Source organism: Streptomyces sp. SD31 (assembly GCF_052068475.1).
Classification (GTDB): Bacteria; Actinomycetota; Actinomycetes; order Streptomycetales; family Streptomycetaceae; genus Streptomyces.
The window spans coordinates 327,784-350,438 of sequence record NZ_JBQHCX010000008.1; the positions used below are offsets into that span (position 1 = coordinate 327,784).

A 22,655-nucleotide genomic window follows, 5' to 3' on the forward strand; every position below is an offset into this window, starting at 1 on the left:
GCCGAAAGGCAGGTGTCGAGCCCATGGCAGGAACCGCCGGTACGCCGGGCACCCCGCGCGTCCTGCGCGCCATGAACGACCGTGCCGCCCTGGACCTCCTCCTGGAGCACGGGCCGCTGTCCCGCACGCGGATCGGCAAGCTCACCGGCCTCTCCAAGCCGACCGCCTCCCAGCTGCTCGCCCGCCTCGAAGCCGCCGGCCTCGTCCTGGCCACCGGCACGACGGAGGGCCGCCCCGGTCCGGGCGCCCAGCTGTACGAGGTCAATCCGGCCGCCGCGTACGCCGCGGGGCTCGATGTCACCCCCGAACGCATCCTCGCCGCCGTCGCCGACATCACGGGCCGCACGGTGGGGTCGTACGAACTGCCCACCCCCGGCAGGCGACCGGCCCAGCCCGTCGTCCGGCAGGTCACCGACGCCCTCGACGGCGCGGTGAAGGCGGCAGGCCTCGCCCGCGACGACGTCCACCGGCTCGTCATCGGCACCCCCGGCGCCTTCGACCCCAACACCGGCCGGCTGCGCTACGCCTCCCACCTCCCCGGCTGGCACACGCCCGCGCTCCTGGACGAACTCGCCGCCGCCCTGCCGATGCCGGTCGAGTACGAGAACGACGTCAACCTCGTGGCGGTGGCCGAGCAGCAGCTCGGCGCGGCCCGCGGCCACGAGGACTTCGTACTGCTGTGGAACGAGGGCGGCCTCGGTGCCGCCCTGGTCCTCGGCGGGCGCCTGCACCGCGGCTGGACCGGTGGCGCGGGCGAGGTAGGTTTCCTGCCGGTTCCGGGCGCACCCCTGGTCCGCCAGGTGACCAAAGCCAACAGTGGCGGCTACCAGGAGCTGGCCGGTTCGCAGGCGATCCCCCAACTCGCACGCGAACTCGGCATGACGAACATCCCGTCGGGGCCGTACACCGAGGCCGCCGCCCAACTCGTCGAACGGGCCGCCGCGGAGGACACCGTCCTGGGCCGGCTCCTCCTGGAGACCTACGCGACCCGGCTGGCCACCGGTCTCGCCTCCCTGGTCTCCGTCCTCGACCCCGAACTGGTCGTCCTCAGCGGCGCCTCCCTCGCCTCCGGCGGTGAGGTGCTGCGCACCCTCGTCCAGGCCGAACTGGAGGAGCTGGCCGCGTCCCGGCCCCGGCTCGTCGTCGGCGACGTCCGTGAACACCCTGTGTTGCGGGGCGCGTTGGAGAGCGCGCTCGCGACCACGCGCGACGAGGTGTTCGACACCGCGCGCTGAGCGCCCGCCCCGTCGGCGCACCTCCACACACCCACTGACCCACCCCCCGCCTTCCTTCACCCACCCCTGTCCCGCCTTAGGGAGACCTCGCCATGCCCGGAAAGTCCTGGAAAGTCATACCCACACCGTCCCGCAAGGCTGCCGCCGCTCTCGCCGCCACCGCCTCCCTGACCCTTCTCGCCACGGCCTGTACCGGCCAGTCGGAGTCCGCCGCCACCGACGACCCCGACGCCAGGACGACGATCACCTTCTGGCACGGCTGGAGCGCGCCCGCCGAGGTCAAGGCGATCCAAGCGAACGTCGACCGCTTCGAGAAGGCCCACCCGAACATCACGGTGAAGGTCGTCGGCAACATCAACGACGACAAGCTCAACCAGGCGCTGCGCGCGGGCGGTTCGAACGGGCCGGACGTGGTGTCGTCGTTCACGACCTCCAACATCGGCAAGTTCTGTTCCTCGGGCGCCTTCCTCGACCTGAAGCCGTTCATCGAGAAGTCGAAGCTCGACCTCGACAAGACCATCCCGAAGCCGATGCTGGACTACACCCAGTTCGAGGGCACCCGCTGCGCCCTGCCCCTGCTGGGCGACGCCTACGGCCTCTACTACAACAAGGACGCCTTCGAGGAGGCGGGCATCAAGTCCCCGCCGAAGACCTGGTCGGAGTTCGCGAAGGTCGCCGAGAAGCTGACGAAGAGCAAGGGCGACAGCTACGAGCAGCTCGGGTTCATGCCGACCTACCACGGCTACGAGACGGTCGTGGACCACTACATGTCCCAGTGGGACCACGCCTACTTCGACAAGGACGGCAAGTCCAACATCGCCAAGGACCCGGCCTTCGCCGAGATGTTCACGTACCAGAAGAAGCTCGTCGACGACCTCGGCGGCTTCGCGAAGCTGGAGAAGTACCGCAACACCTTCGGTGACGAGTGGGGCGCCAAGCACCCGTTCCAGACCGGCCAGGTGGCCATGCAGCTCGACGGCGAGTGGCGCCTCGGCATGGCGCAGGACGCGGGCGTCGACTTCGAGATCGGCACCGCCCCCATGCCCGTGGCCGACGACGAGGTCGACGAGTACGGCAAGGGCTTCCTCTCCGGCACGATCATCGGCATCGCTCCGCAGAGCGAGAAGCAGAACGCGGCATGGGAACTGGTGAAGTACCTGACGACCGACACCGAGGCCGTCGTCTCCTTCGCCAACGCCATCCACAACGTGCCGTCCACGTTCGCGGCCCTGAAGTCGCCCGACCTGAAGGTGGACCCCGGCTTCAAGACGTTCCTGGACATCGCCCAGAACCCGCACTCGAACACCCCGCCGGCCTCCGTCAACGGCTCCACGTACCAGACGACGCTGCAGGACTTCGGCTACCAGTACGAGTCGGGCAAGGTGAAGGACCTCAAGGCCGGCCTGGAGAAGACCGCCCGGCAGATCGACACCGACATCGAGCAGGCGAAGTAGCGCCCGATGTCCACGCACACTCTCCGCGCGAAGCGCCGCAGGTCGGCGCTTCGGACGGTGGCCTTCCTGTCACCGTGGCTCATCGGGTTCGGCGTCTTCTTCGCCTATCCGCTGGTGTCCACCGTGTACTTCTCGCTGATGAAGTACGACGGCTTCGGCACGCCGGTCTTCCGCGGCCTGGGCAACTGGGCCTACGTCTTCGAGGACTACCCGCTGTTCTGGCCGGCGCTGCGCAACACGCTCTGGCTGGTGCTGGTGATGGTGACCTGCCGGGTGGCGTTCGGGCTCGGCATCGGCCTGCTGATCACGAAGATCAAGACCGGCACGGGTGTCTTCCGCACCCTCTTCTACCTGCCGTACCTCGCCCCGCCGGTCGCCGCGACGCTGGCCTTCGTCTTCCTCCTCAACCCCGGCACCGGTCCCGTCAACTCCGTCCTGGACGGCCTGGGCCTGCCCACACCCGGCTGGTTCACGGACCCCGCCTGGTCCAAGCCGGCCCTCACCGCGCTCGCGCTGTGGGGCGTGGGCGACCTCATGGTCATCTTCATGGCCGCGCTGCTCGACGTACCCAAGGAGCAGTACGAGGCCGCGGAGCTGGACGGGACGTCGGCCTGGCAGCGGTTCCGGTTCGTCACCCTGCCGAACATCTCACCGATCGTGATGTTCGCCGTGGTCACGGGTGTGATCCAGACGATGCAGTACTACACACAGCCCCTGGTGGCCGGGAAGGTCGCCTCCGGCATCATCGGCGGCTCGGGCCAGCAGTTCGAGCCGGGCTACCCGGACAAGTCCACGCTGACCCTCCCGCAGCTCGTCTACAACCTCGGCTTCCAGCGCTTCGACTACGGCTCGGCCTGCGTGGTCGCGCTGGTGCTGTTCACGCTGGCCATGGCCTTCACCGCGCTGCTGATGCGGCGTCGGGGCGGACTGATGCAGGCAGGTGACTGACCATGAGTCAAGTACTGGACAAACCAGTTCAGTTGGGAACCCCAACAGTCGCTGAGCGCACGGCCCGCCGCAGGGCGCTCCTGGAGTGGATCGCCGTCCACTCCCTCGGCGTCGCGGCCGCCCTCTTCTTCACGCTGCCCTTCGTGTTCGTCGTCCTGACCTCGCTGATGAGCGACCAGCAGGCGCTCACCCGCGACCTGGTCCCGGACACCTGGGAATGGGGCAACTACACCAAGGTCTTCGACACGCCCGGCTTCCTGACCTGGTGGAAGAACACCCTGATCTACGCCGGCCTGGGCACGGTCCTCACCGTCGTTTCGTCCGTCCCGGTGGCGTACGCGCTCGCCAAGTTCCGCTTCCGCGGCCGGAACCTGTCCTTGATGCTGGTCATCTCGATGATGATGCTGCCGCCCCAGGTGATCATCATCCCGATGTACCTGTTCTGGGCCAAGCAGTTGGACCTCTCGGGGACCCTCTGGCCCCTGATCATCCCGATGGCCTTCGGAGACGCGTTCTCGATCTTCCTCCTGCGCCAGTTCCTGATGACGATCCCGAACGAGTACCTGGACGCGGCACGGGTGGACGGCTGCGGTGAACTCCGCACACTCCTGCGGGTGGTCCTTCCCATGGCGAAACCGGGCATAGCCGCTGTGGCCCTGTTCCAGTTCTTCTACGCGTGGAACGACTACTTCGGCCCCCAGATCTACGCGTCCGAGAACCCGGGCGCCTGGACGCTGTCCTACGGCCTGGAGTCGTTCAAGGGGGCACACCACACCGACTGGAACCTGACGATGGCCGCGACCGTACTGGTCATGGCCCCCGTGATCCTCGTGTTCTTCTTCGCCCAGAAGGCGTTCGTAGAGGGTGTCACGCTCACCGGAGTAAAGGGTTGATGAAAGCATGAAACTCACCGTGGTCGGCGGCGGCTCGACCTACACCCCCGAACTCATCGACGGCTTCGCCCGCCTCCGGGACACCCTGCCCATAGAGGAACTGGTCCTGATGGACCCGGCGACGGACCGCCTGGAACTGGTGGGTGGTCTGGCCCGCCGTATCTTCGCCCGCCAGGGGCACAACGGCACGATCACCACCACGACAGACCTGGACGCGGCGGTGGACGGCGCGGACGCGGTCCTCCTCCAGCTCCGCGTGGGCGGCCAGGCGGCCCGCGAGCAGGACGAGACCTGGCCCCTGGACTGCGGCTGCGTGGGCCAGGAGACGACGGGCGCGGGCGGCCTCGCCAAGGCCCTGCGCACCGTACCCGTGGTCCTCGACATCGCGGACCGGGTCCGCCGTTCCAACCCCACCGCATGGATCATCGACTTCACCAACCCGGTCGGCATCGTGACCCGGGCCCTGCTCCAGGCGGGCCACAAGGCGGTCGGCCTGTGCAACGTGGCGATCGGTTTCCAGCGCAAGTTCGCGGCCATGCTGGGCGTGACGCCCGCCGACGTCCACCTCGACCACGTGGGCCTGAACCATCTCACCTGGGAGACCGGGGTACGCCTCGGCGGCCCCGAGGGCGAGGACGTGCTGCCGAAACTGCTGTCCGGCCACGGTGACACCATCGCCGCCGACCTGCACCTCCCCCGCCCCCTCCTGGACCGCCTGGGCGTGGTGCCGTCGTACTACCTGCGTTACTACTACGCCCACGACGAGGTGGTGCGAGAACTGCGCACCAAACCGTCGCGCGCCGCGGAAGTGGCGGAAATGGAAAGAAGGTTGCTCACCCTCTACGCCGACCCTGCCCTCGACGAGAAGCCGGAGCTGCTCTCCAAGAGGGGCGGCGCGTACTACTCGGAGGCCGCGGTGGACCTGGCGGCCGCCCTGCTGAACGGCGCCGGCAGCCCGTACCAGGTGGTCAACACCTACAACAAGGGCACGCTCCCCTTCCTCCCCGACGACGCGGTGATCGAGGTACAGGCCGGGGTGGGTGCGAGGGGCGCGCTCCCTCTCCCGATCCCGGCCCCGGACCCCCTGTACGCGGGCCTGATGGCCCAGGTCACGGCCTACGAGGACCTGGCCCTCGACGCGGCCCTGCACGGCGGCCGCGCCCGAGTCTTCAAGGCGCTGCTCTCCCATCCCCTGATCGGCCAGTACGCGTACGCGGAGAAACTCACCGACCAACTGATCGCACACAACCGGGAGCACCTCGCGTGGGCATGACCGCACGTGTCCTCGCCGTAGACGCGGGCAACAGCAAGACCGACGTGGCGGTGGTGGCGGCCGATGGAACCGTGCTGGCCACGGCCCGCGGAGGCGGATTCCGCCCGCCGACGGTAGGCGTGGAGCCGGCGTTGGACGCCCTCGCCGCAGCGGTGGAAGAGGCCTTCGCCGCGGCCGGCGTCACCCGCGCCGACCACGTCTCGGCCTGCCTGGCGAACGCCGACTTCCCGGTGGAGGAGGAGACCCTGGCGAGCGCGCTGCACGCACGCGCGTGGGGCACGACCGTCGACGTCCGCAACGACACCTTCGCCATCCTCCGGGCGGGCGTGGCGGAACCCCGCGGTGTGGCCGTCGTCTGCGGCGCCGGCATCAACTGTGTGGGCATGCGGCCCGACGGCCGTACGGCCCGCTTCCCGGCGCTGGGCCGTATCTCCGGCGACTGGGGCGGCGGCTGGGGGCTGTCGGAGGAGGCCCTGTGGCACGCGGCCCGGGCGGAGGACGGCCGCGGAGTGCCCACGGCGTTGGCGCACACCCTCCCCGCCCACTTCGGCCTGCCGACGATGTACGCCCTGATCGAGGCCCTGCACCTCGAACACATCGCCCCCGCCCGCCGCCACGAACTGACCCCGGTCCTGTTCAGCACGGCCGCGGCCGGGGACCCGGTCGCCCGCGAGCTCGTCGACCGCCTGGCCGACGAGGTGGTGACGATGGCAACGGTCGCCCTGACCCGGCTGGACCTCCTGGAGGAGGAGACACCGGTGCTGTTGGGCGGGGGCGTCCTGGCGGCGCGGCACCCCCGACTGATCGACGGCATCCGGGACTTGCTCGCCTCCCGAGCCCCCAAGGCGGTGCCGGGGGTGGTCACGGCGCGTCCGGTGCTGGGGGCGGCGTTGCTGGGACTGGACCGGGTGGGGGCGGAGGCGGAGGTGCATGAACGGGTACGCACCCACTTCGAATCCTGAACGCCGGCTCGCATCACTCAGCCCGTCCGGCGTTTGAGGACGAGGCCCGTTCAGGGCCGAAGCGGGGGTCTGGGGGCCGCAGGCCCCCAGGGAACCGATCTGATTCCCGCCGCGTGTTCATGGGCAGGGGGTGTGCGGGGATCCCTGCCCAGCCGCCGGCAGGCATTCCGCTGCGATCCGATCAAGATCCAGCGAAGCCCGGTGCGGATGTCAGTCCCGGCAGCGATACTTGCCGCGACGGATGACCACGGGGGAGGTCAGCAGTGACACAGACGCCGAAGAGCGCGGCACCACCACCGGGACACGCCCCGGCACCCGGCGCACCCACCATGCCGTCCGTACCGCCACAGCCCGCCCGGCCCGCCACGCCCCCGGCCTCCCCCACCGCACCGGCCGCGGGGCCCCGCCGCACCGCCTTCGCCGAGGGCCTCGACCAGCTCCGTGCGGCCGCCACCACCGAACCCGGCCGCCTGCGGATCATCGGCGCCCTCCTCGCCCTCCTCGTGGTCGCCTTCGGCGCCGTGGCCGCCTGGCAGATGACCGAGCGGGCCACAGCCGCCGACGACGTCCTCAACCGCAGCCAGCCCCTCACCTCGGACGCGGCCGACATCTACCGCTCCCTGGCGGACGCCAACACCGCGGCGGCCAGCGGCTATCTCGCAGGCCTGCAGGAAAAGCCCGCGATGCGCGAGGGCTACGAGAGCGACATCCGCAGGGCGGCCTCGAAACTCGTCACCGCCGCCGCCAACTCCGAACCGGGTTCCACCTCGGCGAACACCATCGCCGAACTCAGCAGGCTGCTGCCGCAGTACAAGGGCCTGGTCGAAACCGCGAGGGCCAACAACCGCCAGGGCTACCCCGTGGGCGGCGCCTATCTGCGCGCGGCGAACGAGATGATGCAGCAGAAGATGCTGCCGGCCGCCGAGAAGCTCCACCGGACGGAGAACCAGCGCCTGCGCGACGACTACGCGGACGCGAAGTCGTTCCCCTGGGCCGCGGCCGGCCTCGGCCTCCTCGCCCTGGCCGCCCTCGCCTGGGCCCAGCGCCGCAACTACCGGCGCACCAACCGGGTCCTGAACCACGGCCTGGTCACCGCCACGGCCGCCTCCACCGTGGTCCTGCTGTGGCTCGCCGTGGGCCACACCGTCGCGCGCGCGGGCCTGACCGACTCCTACGACCACGGCGTCCGCTCGCTGAACGTGCTGCACGAGGCCCGCATCGCCTCCCTGACCGCCCGCAGCGACGAGAACCTGAACCTGGTCCGCCGCGGCGCGGACACCACGACGCTCGACGACGGCACGGTGGTGGACGCGTACGAGTGGGGCTACGACCAGGAGATCGAACAGCTCGGCAAGGCGCTCGTCCGCGCCGCGGACCTCGCCGACGACACGGCGGGGAAGAAGCCCGTTCAGGACGCGAACGGCTTCATGAAGATCTGGAAGGACCGCCACGTCATCGCCCGCGACGACAACAACTCGGGTAACTACCAAGCCGCCCGCGACCGCGTCATCGGCGCCGCGAAGGAGCCGACGAGCGTGTGCTTCGACAATGTCGACAAGGCAATCGCGGCGGCGCTCAAGCACGAGCAGCAGGAGTTCCAGCAGGCCGCGAGCGACGGCCGTGACTCGCTGACCGGCCTCCCGACCGGCGCCGCGGTCCTCGCGGTCCTGGGCGCGGCCGGCGCGGTACTCGGCATCGGTCGCAGGCTGTCGGAGTACCGGTGAAAGGGGGCAGGACGATGAACGCACGCGATGGCTCGGTTCGCCTCCGCGGTGCGGGCAGCCCGTGGCGGCGTCTGCGGGCCGGCCTGCGTGGGTGGGGCGGGGTGGGCGCGATGGCGTTCGTCTGCGCCCTGGCGGTGGCCTTCGCGCTGCTGCTGCCCCTGACCCAGCCCGGCGGGGACGGCGGTACGGTCATCGGGGGCCGGGGGGTCGCCCACAGCAGCCAGGTACGGGCCGCGGAGGACTGTGAGAAGCCGCAGGACAAGAGCCTGTCGCCGTCCGGCGGCGACGGGAAGACCCCGACCGTCGACGCCATCAAGGACCGCAAGGACCGGCGCCTGATCGTCGGCGTCGACACCAACAGCTACCGCTGGGGTTACCTCGATCCGAACAACCCCTCCGGTGAGCTGGAGGGGTTCGACATCGACCTGGTCCACCGGATCGCCCAGGACATCCTCGGTGACCGCGACGCGGTGCAGTTCAAGGCCATCCCGACCAGCCGCCGTATCGAGGCGGTCCAGAAGGGCGAGGTCGACATGGTGGTCCGCACCATGACGATCAACTGCGACCGCATCGAGCAAGTCGCCTTCTCCGCCCCCTACTTCGTCACCGGCCAGCAGGTCCTGGCGCCCAAGACCTCGACGATCACGGGCTACAACGACACCCTCGCCGGCAAGCGCATCTGCTCGGCGACGGGTTCCACGGCGTACGACAACCTCGAAGCAGGCAAGGAGAACCGCGACCTCCCCGCCTCCGCCGACATCAGGACCACCGTCCCCAACCAGCTCGACTGCCTGGTGAAGTTGCAGCTCGGGCAGGTCGACGCGGTCGTGACGGACGGCGCGCTCGCCGCGAGTCAGGCCGCGCAGGATCCCACAGTGGAACTCAAGGGCGGACTGTTCACCGACGAGTACTACGGCGTGGCGATGAAACGGGGCTCCGACGATCTGGTACGCCAGGTCAACCGGACCCTGGAGAACTACGTCAAGGACGGCGGCTGGGAGGCGTCGTACGAGAAGTGGCTGCACCCGACGATGGACCAGGGCGACAAGAAGTCGGCGTCGGCGACCCCTCCCGCAGCCCGGTACAAGTGACCGACCATCAACTGACGAAGACCACTGACGGAACACAACGCAGCGAGAGGTGATCGATGGGCGTCACGGACCCCGCCGGGCCGGTGATGGACCGGGACGAGGTGGACCGTGCGCTGGCGCGGCTCGGCGCGGAACACGAGGCGATCGAGACCTCGCTCCTCGCCCTGCAGGACCACGCGGGCCGCAGACTTCTCGAGGGCGCCGAGCTCACGGGCATCACCAAGGAGCGCTGGACGGCCGCGGAGGCGTCGATCACGCTGCTGTGGGCGTACTTCGACGCGTACACGGACGCGTTGCGCTCCGCCCGTGAGATCCGTTCCCGGCGCCGCTGGTCCAGCCGCGACGACCTGGTGGAGCTGACGGAACTGCTGCGCGGCGAGTCCGTGACGGTGGCCGGAAGCGCCACGGCAACGGCCAACGCCCCGACCCTGCACGGCGGTTCGGGCAAGCTGAGCGAACAGTTCACCCTGGCCACCCTGGTGGACCGGATGAACGAGCTGTACGCGACCTCGCTGGACATGGTCGTCGCCGCCGACGCGGTCTGGTCGGCTCTGCCTGCCCGCATCGATTTACTCGCCGCGGAGCTCCAGCGCACCCGCCGGCTCGCGCACTCCGTGGGCGTACGCCCCGGCGAGCACCCGGCGGGCGACGACCTGGAACGCATCACGCGCACGCTCACCAACCTGCGCGCCCAGGTGGTGTCCGACCCGCTCGCCTACTGGGTCCCCACCCAAGGGAGTTCGGCACCCGGCGGGGGCAAGCCGGACACCACGGTCTACGACCGGGAGGCGCGCGCACTGGAGGACGTACGCCGAGAGATCGACGCCGTCCTGACGGTCCGTCAGGACGCCGAGCAACGCCTGATCAAGCTGCGCGACGTACTCTCCCGTGCGGACCGCACACTCGCCGAGGCCCGCACCGCGCGCGGCGAGGTGCTGGCGAAGATCGCCGCTACGGAGGTGCCGGTCGTCAGCGGCCCGCCGACCGCGCTGCAGGAGCAGCTGGCGACGGCCGCCGAGTACCGCAGACACGCCCAGTGGCACCGCCTGTCCCCGCTCCTGGAGTCCCTGGAGCAGAAGGCGGAGGACGAACTGCTGCGCGCCCGCGAGTCGTTGACCGCGGTCACCGCGCCCCTGGCGGTCCGCGCCGAGCTGCGCGGCCGCCTCGACGCGTACAAGGCGAAGGTGGCCCGGCACGGCCTGGCGGAGGACCCGTTCCTCATCGAGCGGTACGACGCGGCCCGCCGCATGCTGTGGAGCGCCCCCTGCGACCTGCGCGTCGCCGAGCAGGCGGTCCTGCGCTACCAGCAGGCGGTCGGCGAACTGCTCGGCGGCCCGCGCGTGCCGGGTCCGCGGGGGCCCGAGGACCGGCAGGGGTCTGGATCATGAGGGGCAGGGGGAACAGGGGGGAGTCGTCGTCATGAGTCAGCCACAACAGAGCTGCCAGCGGCCCGACTGCGGCGGGACCTACGAGGACGTGGGCAGCGGCGAGCTGTACTGCGACACCTGCGGCCTCGCCCCGGTCGTCTCGGCGACCGGCATGGTGGGCTCGCCGCCCACCGGGGTGACGGCCGGCGGCAAGGGCTCACGCGGCTCGGCGGGCAGCGGCAGCTCCCGCTCCACCGGCCGCGGCAGTTCGCGTACGTCATCGCAGTCGTCGAAGTCCCGGCGCTCGGTGTCGGGACGGCTGTCGCGCTCGCTGTCGGGCCGTTCCACGAGCCGCTCGGTGTCGGTGCGCAGCTCCGGCTCGACGGCCGGCTCCAGCGGCCGTGGCCGGCTCGGCGTCGGCCTGGTCCAGGTCCCGGACGTGCCGCGGCCCGACCCGCGCGCGATGGTGCTGGAGAACCCGGAGGTCCCCGAGCGCAAGCGGTTCTGCTCCCGCTCGGACTGCGGGGCGCCGGTGGGCCGGGCGCGCGGCGACCGGCCGGGCCGTACGGAGGGCTTCTGCACGAAGTGCGGTCACCCGTACTCCTTCGTCCCGAAGCTGAGGGCCGGCGACATCGTGCACGGCCAGTACGAGGTCGTGGGCTGCCTGGCGCACGGCGGCCTCGGCTGGATCTACCTCGCCGTGGACCGCGCGGTCTCCGACCGCTGGGTGGTGCTCAAGGGCCTGCTCGACACCGGCGACCAGGACGCGATGGCGGCGGCGATCTCCGAGCGGCGCTTCCTGGCGGAGATCGAGCACGCCAACATCGTGCGGATCTACAACTTCGTCGAGCATCTCGACCAGCGCACGGGCTCGCTCGACGGCTACATCGTGATGGAGTACGTCGGCGGCAAGTCGCTGAAGGAGATCGCCAACGGCCGCCGTACGCCCACCGGGAAGCGTGACCCGCTCCCCGTCGAGCAGGCGTGCGCGTACGGCATCGAGGCGCTGGAGGCCCTCGGCCACCTGCACAGCCGCAACCTGCTGTACTGCGACTTCAAGGTCGACAACGCCATCCAGACCGAGGACCAGCTCAAGCTGATCGACATGGGCGCGGTGCGCAGGATGGACGACGACGAGTCGGCCATCTACGGCACGGTGGGCTACCAGGCGCCGGAGGTCGCGGAGGTCGGCCCGTCGGTGGCGTCCGACCTCTACACCGTCGCGCGCACCCTGGCCGTCCTGGCCTTCGACTTCCAGGGCTACACGAACGTCTACGTCGACTCGCTGCCCGACCCCGACAACATCGAGGTCTTCCGCCAGTACGAGTCCTTCTACCGCCTCCTGGTCCGCGCCACCGACCCCGACCCGGCCCGCCGCTTCGCCTCCGCGCAGGAGATGACGGAGCAACTGACGGGCGTGCTGCGCGAGGTGGTGTCCCTGCAGACGGGTCGGGCCAGGCCGTCGCTGTCGACCCTGTTCGGCCCCGAGGTGCGGGTCACGGACACGGAGCTGTTCCCGAAGGCGGCCGGCGACGTGTCGCGGTTGGGGGCGCGGGTCGTGCGTACCCAGAAGCGCACCCAGCAGCGAATCTCCCTCCCCGCGGCCAACCTGCCCGCCGTGTCCGCCATGTCCGCCGGCATCGTCAAGGTCGTCGACGCCGCCGTCGCCGCCCTCGCGCTTCCGGTCCCCCGGGTCGACCCCTCCGACCCCAACGCCGGTTTCCTGGCGGGTCTGATGACCACCGCGCCGGCCGAGTTGCTCGGTGCCCTCGCCGCCGCTGCGGCGCCGTCGACCGAGACGCGGCTGCGGCAGGTGCGGGCCTGGCTGGAGAACGGCGACACGGGCACCGCGCACGAGGCCCTGCTGAAGCTGGAGGACGAGCGGCCCGACGACTGGCGGGTCGTCTGGTACCGCGGCGTGGCCGCGCTCGTCACCGGCGACCACGAGGGCGCCGCGCTCGCCTTCGACGCGATCTACGACGCCTTCCCCGGCGAGATGGCCCCCAAGCTGGCCCTCGGCCTGTGCGCGGAGGTGCTGGGCCAACTCGACAACGCCGCCGAGTACTACCGCCTTGTGTGGTCGACCGACCCGAGCTATGTGAGCGCCGCCTTCGGTCTCGCCCGCGTCCAGCTGGCGGCCGGCGACCGCCGTAGCGCCGTACGGACGCTTGAGTCGGTTCCGGAAAGCTCCATTCACTACACGGCCGCACGCGTGGCGGCCGTCCGCGCCCGGCTGCGTGGACGCACGGCGCTCGCCGCTGACGTACCGTTTCTTGACGACCTGACCGCGGCCGCGGGCCAGGTCGAGGCGCTGGACGCGTACGGACTGGACCCGGCGCGCCGGGAGCAGTTGTCGGCGGAAGTCCTCGGCTGCGCGCTGGACTGGATACTCTCCGGTGGCCAGGGTTCCGCCCCTCCCGCCGCCACCGGAGGACGGACGCTGCTCGGCAGCGGCCTGGACGAGCGGGGACTGCGTTTCGGCCTGGAGCGTTCGTACCGCACGCTGGCCCGGCTCGCACGGGGCGGCGAGGAGAGGATCGACCTGGTGGAACGTGCCAACCGTTACCGCCCCCGGACGTGGGTGTAGTTGATGTCGCAGATGCCCCAGCTGTCCGCCTGCCCGAGCTGTGCATGGCCACTCGAGTCGGGTGACCGTTTCTGCGGTGCGTGCGGATACGACCTGTCCGCCGTGCCCGTACGGCCGGACGACAACCCGACCATCGTCATGAACGGCTCGGCGCCGCCCCCCGCCACGGGCGCGCCCGGCTCGGACTGGCCCGGCGCCGCCACGCCGGACGGCTCGGGCGGACACGCACTGCCCCCGGGCACGCCCCCGCTCCCCCCGTCACCGCCGCACGCCGCACCGATGCCGCGGGCGGCGAGCGGTCCCGACGTGTCGCCCGGCGCCTCGGCCTCCGCCGACCCCGGCCTCCCCGGCGGCTTTTCGGCCCCCGGCCACCACGCACCACCCGGCTTCCCCACCGTCCCGGCCCCGGGCGGCCACGGCGCGCCGGCCGGCCCGGGGACGCCGCCCGCTCCCCACGGCCCGCCCGCCCCGACCGGCTCCCCCGACTCCTCGGCCTCCGGCGTCCGTTTCGACCGTCCTCCCGAGCCCGAGGAGTACCCCTTGCAGGCGCCCGATCCGCGCGTCGTCACCGACCTGCCGACCCCGCCCGAGGGCACCAAGGTGTGCGTGGCCTGCCGTGCGGGCCGCGTCGACCACGACGGGTACTGCGAGAACTGCGGGCACGCCCAGCCGCGCGAACGCGACCACATGGAGCTGGACGCCGGTCCGGTGGCCGCCGTCAGCGACCGCGGTCTGCGCCACCACCGCAACGAGGACGCGTTCGCCGTGGCCTGCACCGCGCTGCCCGACGGCCGGCCCGCGGTCCTCGCCATCGTCTGCGACGGAGTGTCCTCGGCGACCCGTCCCGACGACGCGTCGATGGCCGCGTCCCGGGCGGCGAGCGAGTCGCTGCTGGCGGCCCTGCCGCGCGGCACGCACCCGCAGCAGGCCATGCACGACGCGATCGTCGCCGCCGCGAACGTGGTCAACGCGCTGGCCGCCGAGCCGGCCACGGTCCGCGAGCAGGGCCCGCACCAGAACGCCCCCGCCTGCACGATCGTCGGCTCCGTGGTGACGCCCGAACTGCTGATCGTCGGCTGGGTCGGCGACAGCCGCGCCTACTGGGTCCCGGTGGACCGCAGCACGCCCCCGGCGCGACTCACCGAGGACGACTCGTGGGCCGCGCAGATGGTCGCCGCCGGCCTGATGAACGAGGCCGAGGCGTACGCCGACGAGCGCGCCCACGCGATCACGGGCTGGCTCGGCGCGGACGCCTATGAACTGGAGCCGCACACCGCTTCCTTCAAGCCGGACCGTCCGGGTGTGGTGGTGGTGTGCACGGACGGGCTGTGGAACTACGCGGAGGCGGCCGACGACATGGCCGAGGTGGTGCCCCTCGACGCCGCCGCGCGCCCCCTGCACAGCGCCCAGGTGCTCGTCGGTCACGCCCTCGACGGCGGGGGCCACGACAACGTAACAGTGGCCGTCGTGCCGTTCCCGGCACCGCCGATGGGGGCAGGATCGGCCTGAGGCCGCACCACGGGGACAGCAGCCTGGACGGCCTCATCGGACCGGAGGGGACCGGTCCGCCGACAGCCATGGCCCCACCACGGGGTTCTTTAGGGGGATTTGAGAGCACATGGCCAATTTCTCGAAGTCGAACGTGCCGCAGTTCTCTGTGGACGTGTACCAGAACGAGTACCTGCCGGAGGGCGGTCGCGAGGTCAACGCGATCGTCACGGTGACCTCGACCGGCGGCGGCACGGTCGGGAGCGCGGTCGCGGCACCCCACCTCTACTCACCGGGGCAGGGTCCCTCCGCGGCGGTGGCGATCATGGTCGACTGCTCGGGCTCGATGGACTACCCGCCGACCAAGATGCGCAACGCCCGCGACGCCACGGCCGCCGCGATCGACACCCTGCGCGACGGCGTGCACTTCGCGGTGATCGGCGGCACGCACGTGGCCAAGGAGGTCTACCCGGGCGGCGGCCGCCTGGCCGTGGCCGACGCCACCACCCGCGACCAGGCCAAGCAGGCCCTGCGCAGGCTCAGCGCGGGCGGCGGCACGGCCATCGGCACCTGGCTGCGCCTCGCCGACCGCCTGCTGTCCTCGGCCGACGTCGCCATCCGGCACGGCATCCTGCTCACCGACGGCCGCAATGAACACGAGTCGCCCGAGGACCTCAGGGCCGCGCTCGACGCCTGTGCCGGACGCTTCACCTGTGACGCCCGTGGCGTGGGTACGGACTGGGAAGTGAAAGAAGTCACAGCGATCGCCTCGGCCCTGCTCGGCAGCGCCGACATCGTCGCCGACCCGGCCGGTCTCGCCGCCGACTTCACGCGGATGATGGAGACGGCGATGGGCAAGGAGGTCGCGGACGTCGCGCTGCGCGTGTGGACGCCGGTCGGCACGACCATCAAGTTCGTCAAGCAAGTCGCGCCGACCGTCGAGGAGTTGACCGACCGCCGCACGGAGGCCGGCCCTCGCGCCGGGGACTACCCCACCGGCTCCTGGGGCGACGAGTCCCGTGACTACCACGTATGCGTCGAGGTTCCCGCCGCCGACCTCGGCCGGGAGATGCTCGCCGCCCGGGTCTCCCTGGTCATCCCGCAACCCGACGGCACCGCGCAGAACTTGGGCGCTCAGGGGCTCGTACGGGCCGTATGGACCGACGACATGGTCGCCTCGACGTCGATCAACCCCCAGGTCGCCCACTACACGGGCCAAGCCGAACTGGCACAAGCCATCCAGCAAGGTCTGGATCTACGCAAAGCGGGGGATATGGATGGAGCAACGGCCAAATTGGGCCGCGCCGTTCAGCTCGCCAGCGCCTCCGGAAACGCGGATACGGCGAAACTCCTTGCGAAGGTGGTGGACGTGGTCGATGCCGCGGCAGGTACTGTGCGACTGAAGGCGAAGGTCGCGGAGGCCGATGAGATGACTCTCGAGACACGGTCGACAAAGACTGTTCGTGTAAAGAAGTGACCGAGTAGTGCCCAAGTAGCGCCCTAGTAATGCGCAAGTAGTGCCCTAGCAGGACCCTGAAAAGCAGCGAGCCTGACCCCTCGGGGTTGGAGAAATCCGGTCGAACCGGCCGGAAAGGAGAGGGGGAAGCGCCGACATGCCGACCTGCCCGAACGGACACCAGTCGGGTTCCGACGACTGGTGCGAGGTCTGCGGTCACCGCATGGCCGGTGCCGTACCTCCGCCCCCTCCCCCGCCGCCCCCGCCCGGCGGTGGCTACGGCTTCCCGCCCCCTGGCGGCCCCGGTGGGCCCGGCGCCCCTGGCGGCCCCGGCGGTCCGTTCGGCGGCCCGAACGCCGGCCAGCAGGGCGGCCCGCCGCCCACGTCCGCCGCACCGGAGCCGCAGCTCTGCCCGCAGTGCCGTACGCCGCGTGAGGGCGGTGCGCCGTTCTGCGAGGAGTGCCGGTGGAACTTCCTGACCAACACGGCGACGTCGTACACGCCCGCGGCCCCGCGCACCCCGGCGCCCGGCGGCCCGGGCCTGCCCTCCCACTTCCAGCAGCAGTCGGCGCCGCCGCCGTCGTTCGGCGGCGGTGACTCGTACGAGTACCAGGGCTCGCGCCCGTCCCAGGTGAACCGCCCGGCGGAACCGATCCCGCCGTTCGGCGCGGAGCCGCAGGGGCAGGGTGGCCCTGGCGGTCCGGGTGGCCATGGCGGTCCGGGTGGTGCCGGTGGGCCCGGTGGCCCCGGTCCCGGCCCTGGCCCTGGCGGCTTCGGCGCGGGTCCCGGCGGTCCCGGCAACCCCAACCCCGGCGGACCCGGCGGCTTCGGCCCAGGCCCCGGCGGCCCCGGCAACCCCAACCCCGGCGGACCCGGCGGCTTCGGCCCAGGCCCCGGCGGTCCTGGCAACCCCAACCCCGGCGGACCCGGCGGCCACGGAGGCCCGGGAGGCAACGGCCCCTCCGGCTTCGGCGGCGACCCGTCACGGCCGGTGCCACCGCCGCCCGGCCCCACCCCGCCCGGCGGTCCGGGCGCGACCAGCGGTGCTCCGCAGGCGTTCCAGCAGCCCGGGCAGGCCGGCCCCGGCGGCCCGCCCGCCCCGTCCGGGTTCCCGCAGGAGACCCACCGTCCTCCGCAGCAGGGCGGCCCGTCCTTCGGTGGCGGTGACGACTGGGTGATCTCGCCGCCGTCGTCGGGCCCCGGTGGTCCCGGTGGTCCCGGCGGCCCCGCTCAGGGCGGCTACGGCTACCCGCAGCCCGGCTCGACGCAGGCCCCGCCGCCCCCCGGCCCGGGTTACCAGCAGCAGCCGACGACCTGGTCGGCGACCATCGGCCCGGACCGCGAGTACTTCATGGCGATGATGCAGCGCTCCGGCCCCGAGGCCGCGGGCCTGAACCTGCCCGCGTACTCGCCCGAGCAGCAGCGCGCCCTCACCGGCAACCAGGTCACCATCGGCCGCCGCCGCCACTCCACCGGCGACACCCCGGACATCGACCTGTCGGTGCCGCCGGAGGACCCGGGCGTCTCGCACCAGCACGCGGTCCTGGTCCAGCAGCCGGACGGCACCTGGGCGGTCGTCGACCAGAACTCGACGAACGGCACGACGGTGAACGGCTCCGAGGAGCCGATCCAGCCCTTCGTGCCGGTACCGCTGCAGGACGGCGACCGGGTGCACGTCGGGGCGTGGACGACGATCACGATCCGACGCGGCTAGATCTTCTCGACACCGGGAGGGGGCGGTCGTACGGCGAGAAGGTGCCGTACGACCGCCCCCTCCCGGCGTGTCAGCGGGGCAGTGCCCATGCGTACGGCCCCTCCGGATCGTCCAGCCACGCCCACTCGTGCTCGCCGCTCACGGTGATCCCGTACCGCTCCCGCGGCGGCTGCCCCTCGCGTTCCCACAGCGCGTACGCCTCCTGTGGATCGAGGCTGCCGCGGGTCAGGGCCAGCAGGAAGCGGAACAGCTCGTGCTCCCTGGCCCGGCGGGGCAGCCCGCCCACGTGAGCGGGCTCCGTTTCGGACAGACTCCCGCCGCGCAGCGGCACGAAGTAGGCGGGCGTGTGCAGGAAGTGCCCTTCGGCGTGCTCGGCGTCGTGCACGACGAGGGCGACCAGGCCGGTGGCGAGCGGAGTCAGGATGCGGGCGCCGGGGCGGCACTGGGCGAGCCAGGCGCGTGGGATCGACCGCAGGGTGCAGGTCGCGATGATCCGGTCGAAGGGGGCGCGTTCGGGTACGCCGCGGGCGCCGTCGCCGGTGACGACGACGGGGTGGTACCCGGCGGCGGCCAGGTGCTGCCGGGCCGACTCGGTGATCTCCGGCTCCAGGTCGACGGTGGTGACGAGGTCGTCGGCGCCGAGCCGGTGGGCGAGCAGGGCGGCGTTGTAGCCCGTGCCCGCGCCGATCTCCAGGACTCTGTTGCCGTCCTCCACCTCCAGCGCGACCAGCATCATCGCCATCAGGGACGGCTGGCTGCTGGAGGAGAGCAGCTCGCCGTCGCGCAGCCGGGTGGCCAGCGGGGTGTCGAGGTACGCCCCGCGCACCCAGCGCTCCCGCGCGGCCGGATCGGGGCTCTGGCCCCAGCGACGCTCGTAGCCGCCGGCGACGCCGACGTAGTAGTACGGCACGAACAGATGCCGCGGCACGGCGGCGAAGGCCTCCCGCCACACCGGGTCCTCGGCCCACGCGCCGCTCGCGTCGATCTCGCCGACCAGTGCGGCCCGCGCCGAGGAGGCGACGTCGGCGAGCTCCTCTGCGTCCCTGCCGAGATCCTGCGCGCTCATACGTCCACTGTGCTGCGGCGGGCGGCACGAGGCGAGTGCCGCGGCCGGAACCGAGGGCTCGGTGCGGGTGGTCCTAGGCCTTGAGTCCTGGTCCGCCCGGTCTGAGACCATGGGTGATGTGAATGAGATTCGGCGCGGCACGCTTCAGGAGCAGACCTTCTACGAGCAGGTCGGCGGGGAGGAGACCTTCCGCCGACTCGTCCACCGTTTCTACGAGGGTGTGGCTGAGGACCCGATCCTCAAGCCCATGTACCCCGAGGAGGACCTGGGCCCGGCCGAGGAGCGCCTGACCCTCTTCCTGATCCAGTACTGGGGCGGCCCGACGACGTACAGCGAGAACCGCGGCCACCCCCGGCTGCGGATGCGCCACGCCCCCTTCACCGTCGACCGCGCGGCCCACGACGCCTGGCTGAAGCACATGCGGGTCGCCGTCGACGAGCTCGGCCTCTCCGAGGAGCACGAGCGGACGCTGTGGAACTACCTGACGTACGCGGCGGCGTCGATGGTGAACACGGCGGGCTGATCCCGCCGTATCGGCCTAGCAGCCGGAGCGCTCGTACGGCCGGGATCAGTGTGCCCAGTGGGGATCAGCTCGTACGGCCGGGTTCAGCGGACGCTGACGTCCAGCGCCCCGAGCCCCGCCCTGCGTACGGCGATCGACCCGTACGGCGTACGCAGCCTCAGCCACGCGCCCGACGAGAACAGCGCCAGGTGCGCCGCGTCGGGCGCCTGCGTGCCGCCTCGTACGCGCAGGAAGCCCAGCGACTGGGCCGCGTGCACGGCCCGTACCGGAAGCCGGGTGTCCCCGACCGTCCGGGACCAGATCTCACGCCCGATCCGGTCGAGTTCGGCCCGGGTACGCCGCTCGGGCGCCAGCTCCTGCGTGCGGGACCGGAATTCGGCGACCGCCGCGCCGACCATGGCCTGCAGCTCGCCCGGCGCCGGCAGCTCCGCCTCGCGCCGCCAGCCACCGCGCGGCGGCAGCACCCCGGCCCACGGCGGGCCGGTCACCGCGGCCGGGACGACGGCCGTGCCGGCCGCCTCGTCGACGGACTCCAGCAGCTCGCCCGCGGACACGGTCACGTCCAGCGTGACGTCGAGCCCGTTCTCGTACGGCTTCGCCAGTCGTACCGCGCGGATCGCCAGCACCTCGAAGGACGGCGGACGCCCGAAGACGGCGAGCGCGGTGCCGGCCGCCTGCAGGCGCACCGCGGCGGAACGGTCGTAGTGGAGCAGCCGGGAGAGGAAGGCCGCGAGATCCGCCGCCTCCCCCTCGTCGGCGAGGTGGAGCACCGTCATGCGGCGACGGCCTCCTCCTCGCTGTCGTCCCGGAACTCCCGCAGGAACTCCCGCTCCTCCGCGGTGAGCCTGCGCGGGTGCTGCGCCTCGAAGTCGAACGGCACTATCACCGTCGACGCGCGCACATAGACGAGATCGTCGTCCTTCACCTCGTAGGTGATGGTGAAGGACGCCGCTCTGATCTCCGTGACCCACAGCTCGATGTCGACGGGGGTGTGCCGGTGGACGAGCTGCCGCTTGTAGTCGATCTCATGGCGCGCCACCACGGACCCCTGCTTGAAGTCCTTATCCGGGCGGAACAGGAAGTCGATACGGGCTTCCTCCAGGTAGCGGAGGAAGACCACGTTGTTGACGTGGCCGTACGCGTCCATGTCCGCCCAGCGCAGCGGGCAGCGGTAGATGTGCCGCAAGATCGATCAGCCCCGGGTCAGCTTCTTGTAGGTGGCGCGGTGCGGACGCGCGGCGTCCGGTCCGAGCCGCTCGATCTTGTTCTTCTCGTACGACTCGAAGTTCCCCTCGAACCAGAACCACTTGGATTCACCCTCGTAGGCGAGGATGTGGGTGGCGACCCGGTCGAGGAACCACCGGTCGTGGGAGACGACCACGGCGCAGCCCGGGAAGTCGAGCAGGGCGTTCTCCAGCGAGGACAGCGTCTCGACGTCGAGGTCGTTGGTCGGCTCGTCGAGGAGCAGCAGGTTGCCGCCCTGCTTGAGGGTGAGGGCGAGGTTCAGCCGGTTGCGCTCACCGCCGGAGAGCACGCCGGCCGGCTTCTGCTGGTCGGGGCCCTTGAAGCCGAAGGCGGAGACGTAGGCGCGGCTCGGCATCTCGACCTGGCCGACGTTGATGTAGTCGAGCTCATCGCTGACCACGGCCCACAGGGTCTTCTTCGGGTCGATGTTCTCGCGGCTCTGGTCGACGTACGAGATCTTGACGGTCTCGCCGACCTTGATGTCGCCGGAGTCGGGCGTCTCCAGACCCTGGATCATCTTGAAGAGGGTCGTCTTGCCGGCGCCGTTGGGGCCGATGACACCCACGATGCCGTTACGGGGCAGCGTGAAGGAGAGGTCGTCGATGAGGACCTTCTCGCCGAAGGCCTTGCTGAGGTTGTTGACCTCGACGACGATGCTGCCCAGGCGCGGGCCCGGCGGGATCTGGATCTCCTCGAAGTCCAGCTTCCGCATCTTCTCGGCCTCGGCGGCCATCTCCTCGTAGCGGGCCAGACGCGCCTTGGACTTGGCCTGCCGCCCCTTGGCGTTGGAGCGGACCCACTCGAGCTCTTCCTTGAGCCTCTTCGCCCGCTTGGCGTCCTTCTGCCCCTCGACCTTCAGACGGGTCTGCTTGGTCTCGAGGTACGTGGAGTAGTTGCCCTCGTACGGGTAGGCACGCCCGCGGTCGAGCTCCAGGATCCACTCGGCGACGTTGTCCAGGAAGTACCGGTCGTGAGTAATGGCGACCACAGTGCCCGCGTACTTGGCGAGGTGCTGCTCCAGCCAGTTCACGGACTCGGCGTCGAGGTGGTTGGTGGGCTCGTCGAGCAGCAGCAGGTCAGGGGCTTCCAGCAGGAGCTTGCACAGCGCGACGCGGCGCTTCTCACCACCGGAGAGGTTGACGACGGGCCAGTCGCCGGGCGGGCACCCGAGCGCGTCCATGGCCTGCTCGAGCTGGGCGTCGAGGTCCCACGCGTTGGCGTGGTCGAGGTCCTCCTGCAGCTTGCCCATCTCGTCGAGGAGCGCGTCGGAGTAGTCGGTGGCCATCAGCTCGGCGATCTCGTTGAACCGGTCGAGCTTGCCCTTGACCTCGGCGACACCCTCCTGGACGTTCTCCAGGACGGTCTTGTCGTCGTTCAGCTTGGGCTCCTGCATCAGGATGCCGACGCTGTACCCGGGCGACAGGAACGCGTCACCGTTCGACGGCTGCTCAAGGCCCGCCATGATCTTCAGAACGGTCGACTTACCGGCACCGTTCGGGCCGACGACGCCGATCTTCGCCCCGGGGAGGAAGTTCAGGGTGACGTCGTCGAGGATCACCTTGTCGCCGTGCGCTTTGCGCGCCTTGCGCATGGTGTAAATGAACTCAGCCAAGAGAAACCGTCCGGCAG

18 protein-coding genes are annotated in these 22,655 nt (G+C 71.2%); 14 read left to right on the forward strand and 4 right to left on the reverse strand.

Annotated features, from left to right (window positions below):
* The first annotated feature begins 23 nt into the window (after nucleotides 1-23).
* The 13 genes from ACTMVF_RS19540 (at nucleotide 24) to ACTMVF_RS19600 (ending at nucleotide 18,192) form a co-directional block, all read left to right on the forward strand.
* Nucleotides 24-1,235, forward strand: a complete 1,212-nt coding sequence (locus tag ACTMVF_RS19540; protein ID WP_441272337.1) for an ROK family transcriptional regulator — start codon at nucleotides 24-26, stop codon at nucleotides 1,233-1,235.
* Between the two features lie 116 nt (nucleotides 1,236-1,351).
* Nucleotides 1,352-2,689: an ABC transporter substrate-binding protein gene (locus ACTMVF_RS19545; RefSeq protein ID WP_441272455.1), complete on the forward strand. Its 1,338-nt coding sequence runs from the start codon at nucleotides 1,352-1,354 to the stop codon at nucleotides 2,687-2,689.
* Nucleotides 2,690-2,695: 6 nt separating this feature from the next.
* Nucleotides 2,696-3,637 carry a carbohydrate ABC transporter permease gene (locus tag ACTMVF_RS19550; protein ID WP_441272338.1) on the forward strand — a complete coding sequence of 314 codons (942 nt, stop codon included), beginning with the start codon at nucleotides 2,696-2,698 and terminating at the stop codon, nucleotides 3,635-3,637.
* A gap of 2 nt (nucleotides 3,638-3,639) precedes the next feature.
* The gene (locus ACTMVF_RS19555; protein WP_441272339.1) at nucleotides 3,640-4,530 is read left to right on the forward strand and encodes a carbohydrate ABC transporter permease; all 891 of its coding nucleotides are present in this window, start codon (nucleotides 3,640-3,642) and stop codon (nucleotides 4,528-4,530) included.
* Nucleotides 4,531-4,537: 7 nt separating this feature from the next.
* Nucleotides 4,538-5,803, forward strand: a complete 1,266-nt coding sequence (locus ACTMVF_RS19560; protein WP_441272340.1) for a 6-phospho-beta-glucosidase — start codon at nucleotides 4,538-4,540, stop codon at nucleotides 5,801-5,803.
* On the forward strand, nucleotides 5,794-6,765 hold the full coding sequence (locus ACTMVF_RS19565; protein WP_441272341.1) for an N-acetylglucosamine kinase: 972 nt from the start codon (nucleotides 5,794-5,796) through the stop codon (nucleotides 6,763-6,765). The genes ACTMVF_RS19560 and ACTMVF_RS19565 overlap by 10 nt, the downstream gene beginning before the upstream one ends.
* A gap of 263 nt (nucleotides 6,766-7,028) precedes the next feature.
* Nucleotides 7,029-8,489 (forward strand): hypothetical protein, encoded by a 1,461-nt coding sequence (locus ACTMVF_RS19570; RefSeq protein WP_441272342.1) that lies wholly within the window; start codon nucleotides 7,029-7,031, stop codon nucleotides 8,487-8,489.
* Nucleotides 8,490-8,503: 14 nt separating this feature from the next.
* Complete coding sequence (locus tag ACTMVF_RS19575; RefSeq protein ID WP_441272343.1) at nucleotides 8,504-9,580, forward strand: glutamate ABC transporter substrate-binding protein; 1,077 nt, start codon at nucleotides 8,504-8,506, stop codon at nucleotides 9,578-9,580.
* Between the two features lie 56 nt (nucleotides 9,581-9,636).
* Nucleotides 9,637-10,968, forward strand: a complete 1,332-nt coding sequence (locus tag ACTMVF_RS19580; protein ID WP_441272344.1) for a hypothetical protein — start codon at nucleotides 9,637-9,639, stop codon at nucleotides 10,966-10,968.
* Between the two features lie 31 nt (nucleotides 10,969-10,999).
* Complete coding sequence (locus ACTMVF_RS19585; RefSeq protein WP_441272345.1) at nucleotides 11,000-13,534, forward strand: tetratricopeptide repeat protein; 2,535 nt, start codon at nucleotides 11,000-11,002, stop codon at nucleotides 13,532-13,534.
* A 3-nt stretch (nucleotides 13,535-13,537) separates the two neighbouring features.
* Nucleotides 13,538-15,043, forward strand: a complete 1,506-nt coding sequence (locus ACTMVF_RS19590) for a protein phosphatase 2C domain-containing protein (RefSeq protein WP_441272346.1) — start codon at nucleotides 13,538-13,540, stop codon at nucleotides 15,041-15,043.
* A 109-nt stretch (nucleotides 15,044-15,152) separates the two neighbouring features.
* Nucleotides 15,153-16,499: a vWA domain-containing protein gene (locus ACTMVF_RS19595; RefSeq protein WP_441272347.1), complete on the forward strand. Its 1,347-nt coding sequence runs from the start codon at nucleotides 15,153-15,155 to the stop codon at nucleotides 16,497-16,499.
* Between the two features lie 136 nt (nucleotides 16,500-16,635).
* The gene (locus ACTMVF_RS19600; RefSeq protein ID WP_441272348.1) at nucleotides 16,636-18,192 is read left to right on the forward strand and encodes an FHA domain-containing protein; all 1,557 of its coding nucleotides are present in this window, start codon (nucleotides 16,636-16,638) and stop codon (nucleotides 18,190-18,192) included.
* 70 nt (nucleotides 18,193-18,262) lie between these two features.
* On the opposite strand, the gene ACTMVF_RS19605 is transcribed toward ACTMVF_RS19600, so the two are convergent.
* The gene (locus ACTMVF_RS19605) at nucleotides 18,263-19,258 is read right to left on the reverse strand and encodes a methyltransferase domain-containing protein (protein ID WP_441272349.1); all 996 of its coding nucleotides are present in this window, start codon (nucleotides 19,256-19,258) and stop codon (nucleotides 18,263-18,265) included.
* A 109-nt stretch (nucleotides 19,259-19,367) separates the two neighbouring features.
* Between ACTMVF_RS19605 and ACTMVF_RS19610 the strand changes: the two genes are divergently transcribed.
* Nucleotides 19,368-19,781, forward strand: a complete 414-nt coding sequence (locus ACTMVF_RS19610) for a globin (RefSeq protein ID WP_062701212.1) — start codon at nucleotides 19,368-19,370, stop codon at nucleotides 19,779-19,781.
* Between the two features lie 83 nt (nucleotides 19,782-19,864).
* Here ACTMVF_RS19610 and ACTMVF_RS19615 read toward each other — a convergent pair whose 3' ends face one another.
* Genes ACTMVF_RS19615 through ettA form a run of 3 tightly spaced genes read right to left on the reverse strand, consistent with a single transcriptional unit; the run spans nucleotide 19,865 to nucleotide 22,638 of the window.
* On the reverse strand, nucleotides 19,865-20,557 hold the full coding sequence (locus ACTMVF_RS19615) for a hypothetical protein (RefSeq protein ID WP_441272350.1): 693 nt from the start codon (nucleotides 20,555-20,557) through the stop codon (nucleotides 19,865-19,867).
* The gene (locus ACTMVF_RS19620) at nucleotides 20,554-20,967 is read right to left on the reverse strand and encodes an acyl-CoA thioesterase (RefSeq protein ID WP_441272351.1); all 414 of its coding nucleotides are present in this window, start codon (nucleotides 20,965-20,967) and stop codon (nucleotides 20,554-20,556) included. Before ACTMVF_RS19620 ends, ACTMVF_RS19615 begins: the two co-directional genes overlap by 4 nt.
* Nucleotides 20,968-20,973: 6 nt before the next feature.
* A complete protein-coding gene (ettA, locus tag ACTMVF_RS19625) occupies nucleotides 20,974-22,638 on the reverse strand; it encodes an energy-dependent translational throttle protein EttA (RefSeq protein ID WP_441272352.1) in 1,665 nt (554 codons plus the stop codon).
* Nucleotides 22,639-22,655: the final 17 nt, after the last annotated feature.

Coding starts and splice junctions, on each gene's coding strand:
- ACTMVF_RS19540 (WP_441272337.1), top strand. CDS start 24: ATGGCAGGAACCGCCGGTACGCCGGGCACCCCGCGCGTCCTGCGCGCC.
- ACTMVF_RS19550 (WP_441272338.1), top strand. CDS start 2,696: ATGTCCACGCACACTCTCCGCGCGAAGCGCCGCAGGTCGGCGCTTCGG.
- ACTMVF_RS19555 (WP_441272339.1), top strand. CDS start 3,640: ATGAGTCAAGTACTGGACAAACCAGTTCAGTTGGGAACCCCAACAGTC.
- ACTMVF_RS19560 (WP_441272340.1), top strand. CDS start 4,538: ATGAAACTCACCGTGGTCGGCGGCGGCTCGACCTACACCCCCGAACTC.
- ACTMVF_RS19575 (WP_441272343.1), top strand. CDS start 8,504: ATGAACGCACGCGATGGCTCGGTTCGCCTCCGCGGTGCGGGCAGCCCG.
- ACTMVF_RS19580 (WP_441272344.1), top strand. CDS start 9,637: ATGGGCGTCACGGACCCCGCCGGGCCGGTGATGGACCGGGACGAGGTG.
- ACTMVF_RS19585 (WP_441272345.1), top strand. CDS start 11,000: ATGAGTCAGCCACAACAGAGCTGCCAGCGGCCCGACTGCGGCGGGACC.
- ACTMVF_RS19590 (WP_441272346.1), top strand. CDS start 13,538: ATGTCGCAGATGCCCCAGCTGTCCGCCTGCCCGAGCTGTGCATGGCCA.
- ACTMVF_RS19595 (WP_441272347.1), top strand. CDS start 15,153: ATGGCCAATTTCTCGAAGTCGAACGTGCCGCAGTTCTCTGTGGACGTG.
- ACTMVF_RS19600 (WP_441272348.1), top strand. CDS start 16,636: ATGCCGACCTGCCCGAACGGACACCAGTCGGGTTCCGACGACTGGTGC.
- ACTMVF_RS19605 (WP_441272349.1), bottom strand. CDS start 19,258: ATGAGCGCGCAGGATCTCGGCAGGGACGCAGAGGAGCTCGCCGACGTC.
- ACTMVF_RS19610 (WP_062701212.1), top strand. CDS start 19,368: ATGGGTGATGTGAATGAGATTCGGCGCGGCACGCTTCAGGAGCAGACC.
- ACTMVF_RS19615 (WP_441272350.1), bottom strand. CDS start 20,557: ATGACGGTGCTCCACCTCGCCGACGAGGGGGAGGCGGCGGATCTCGCG.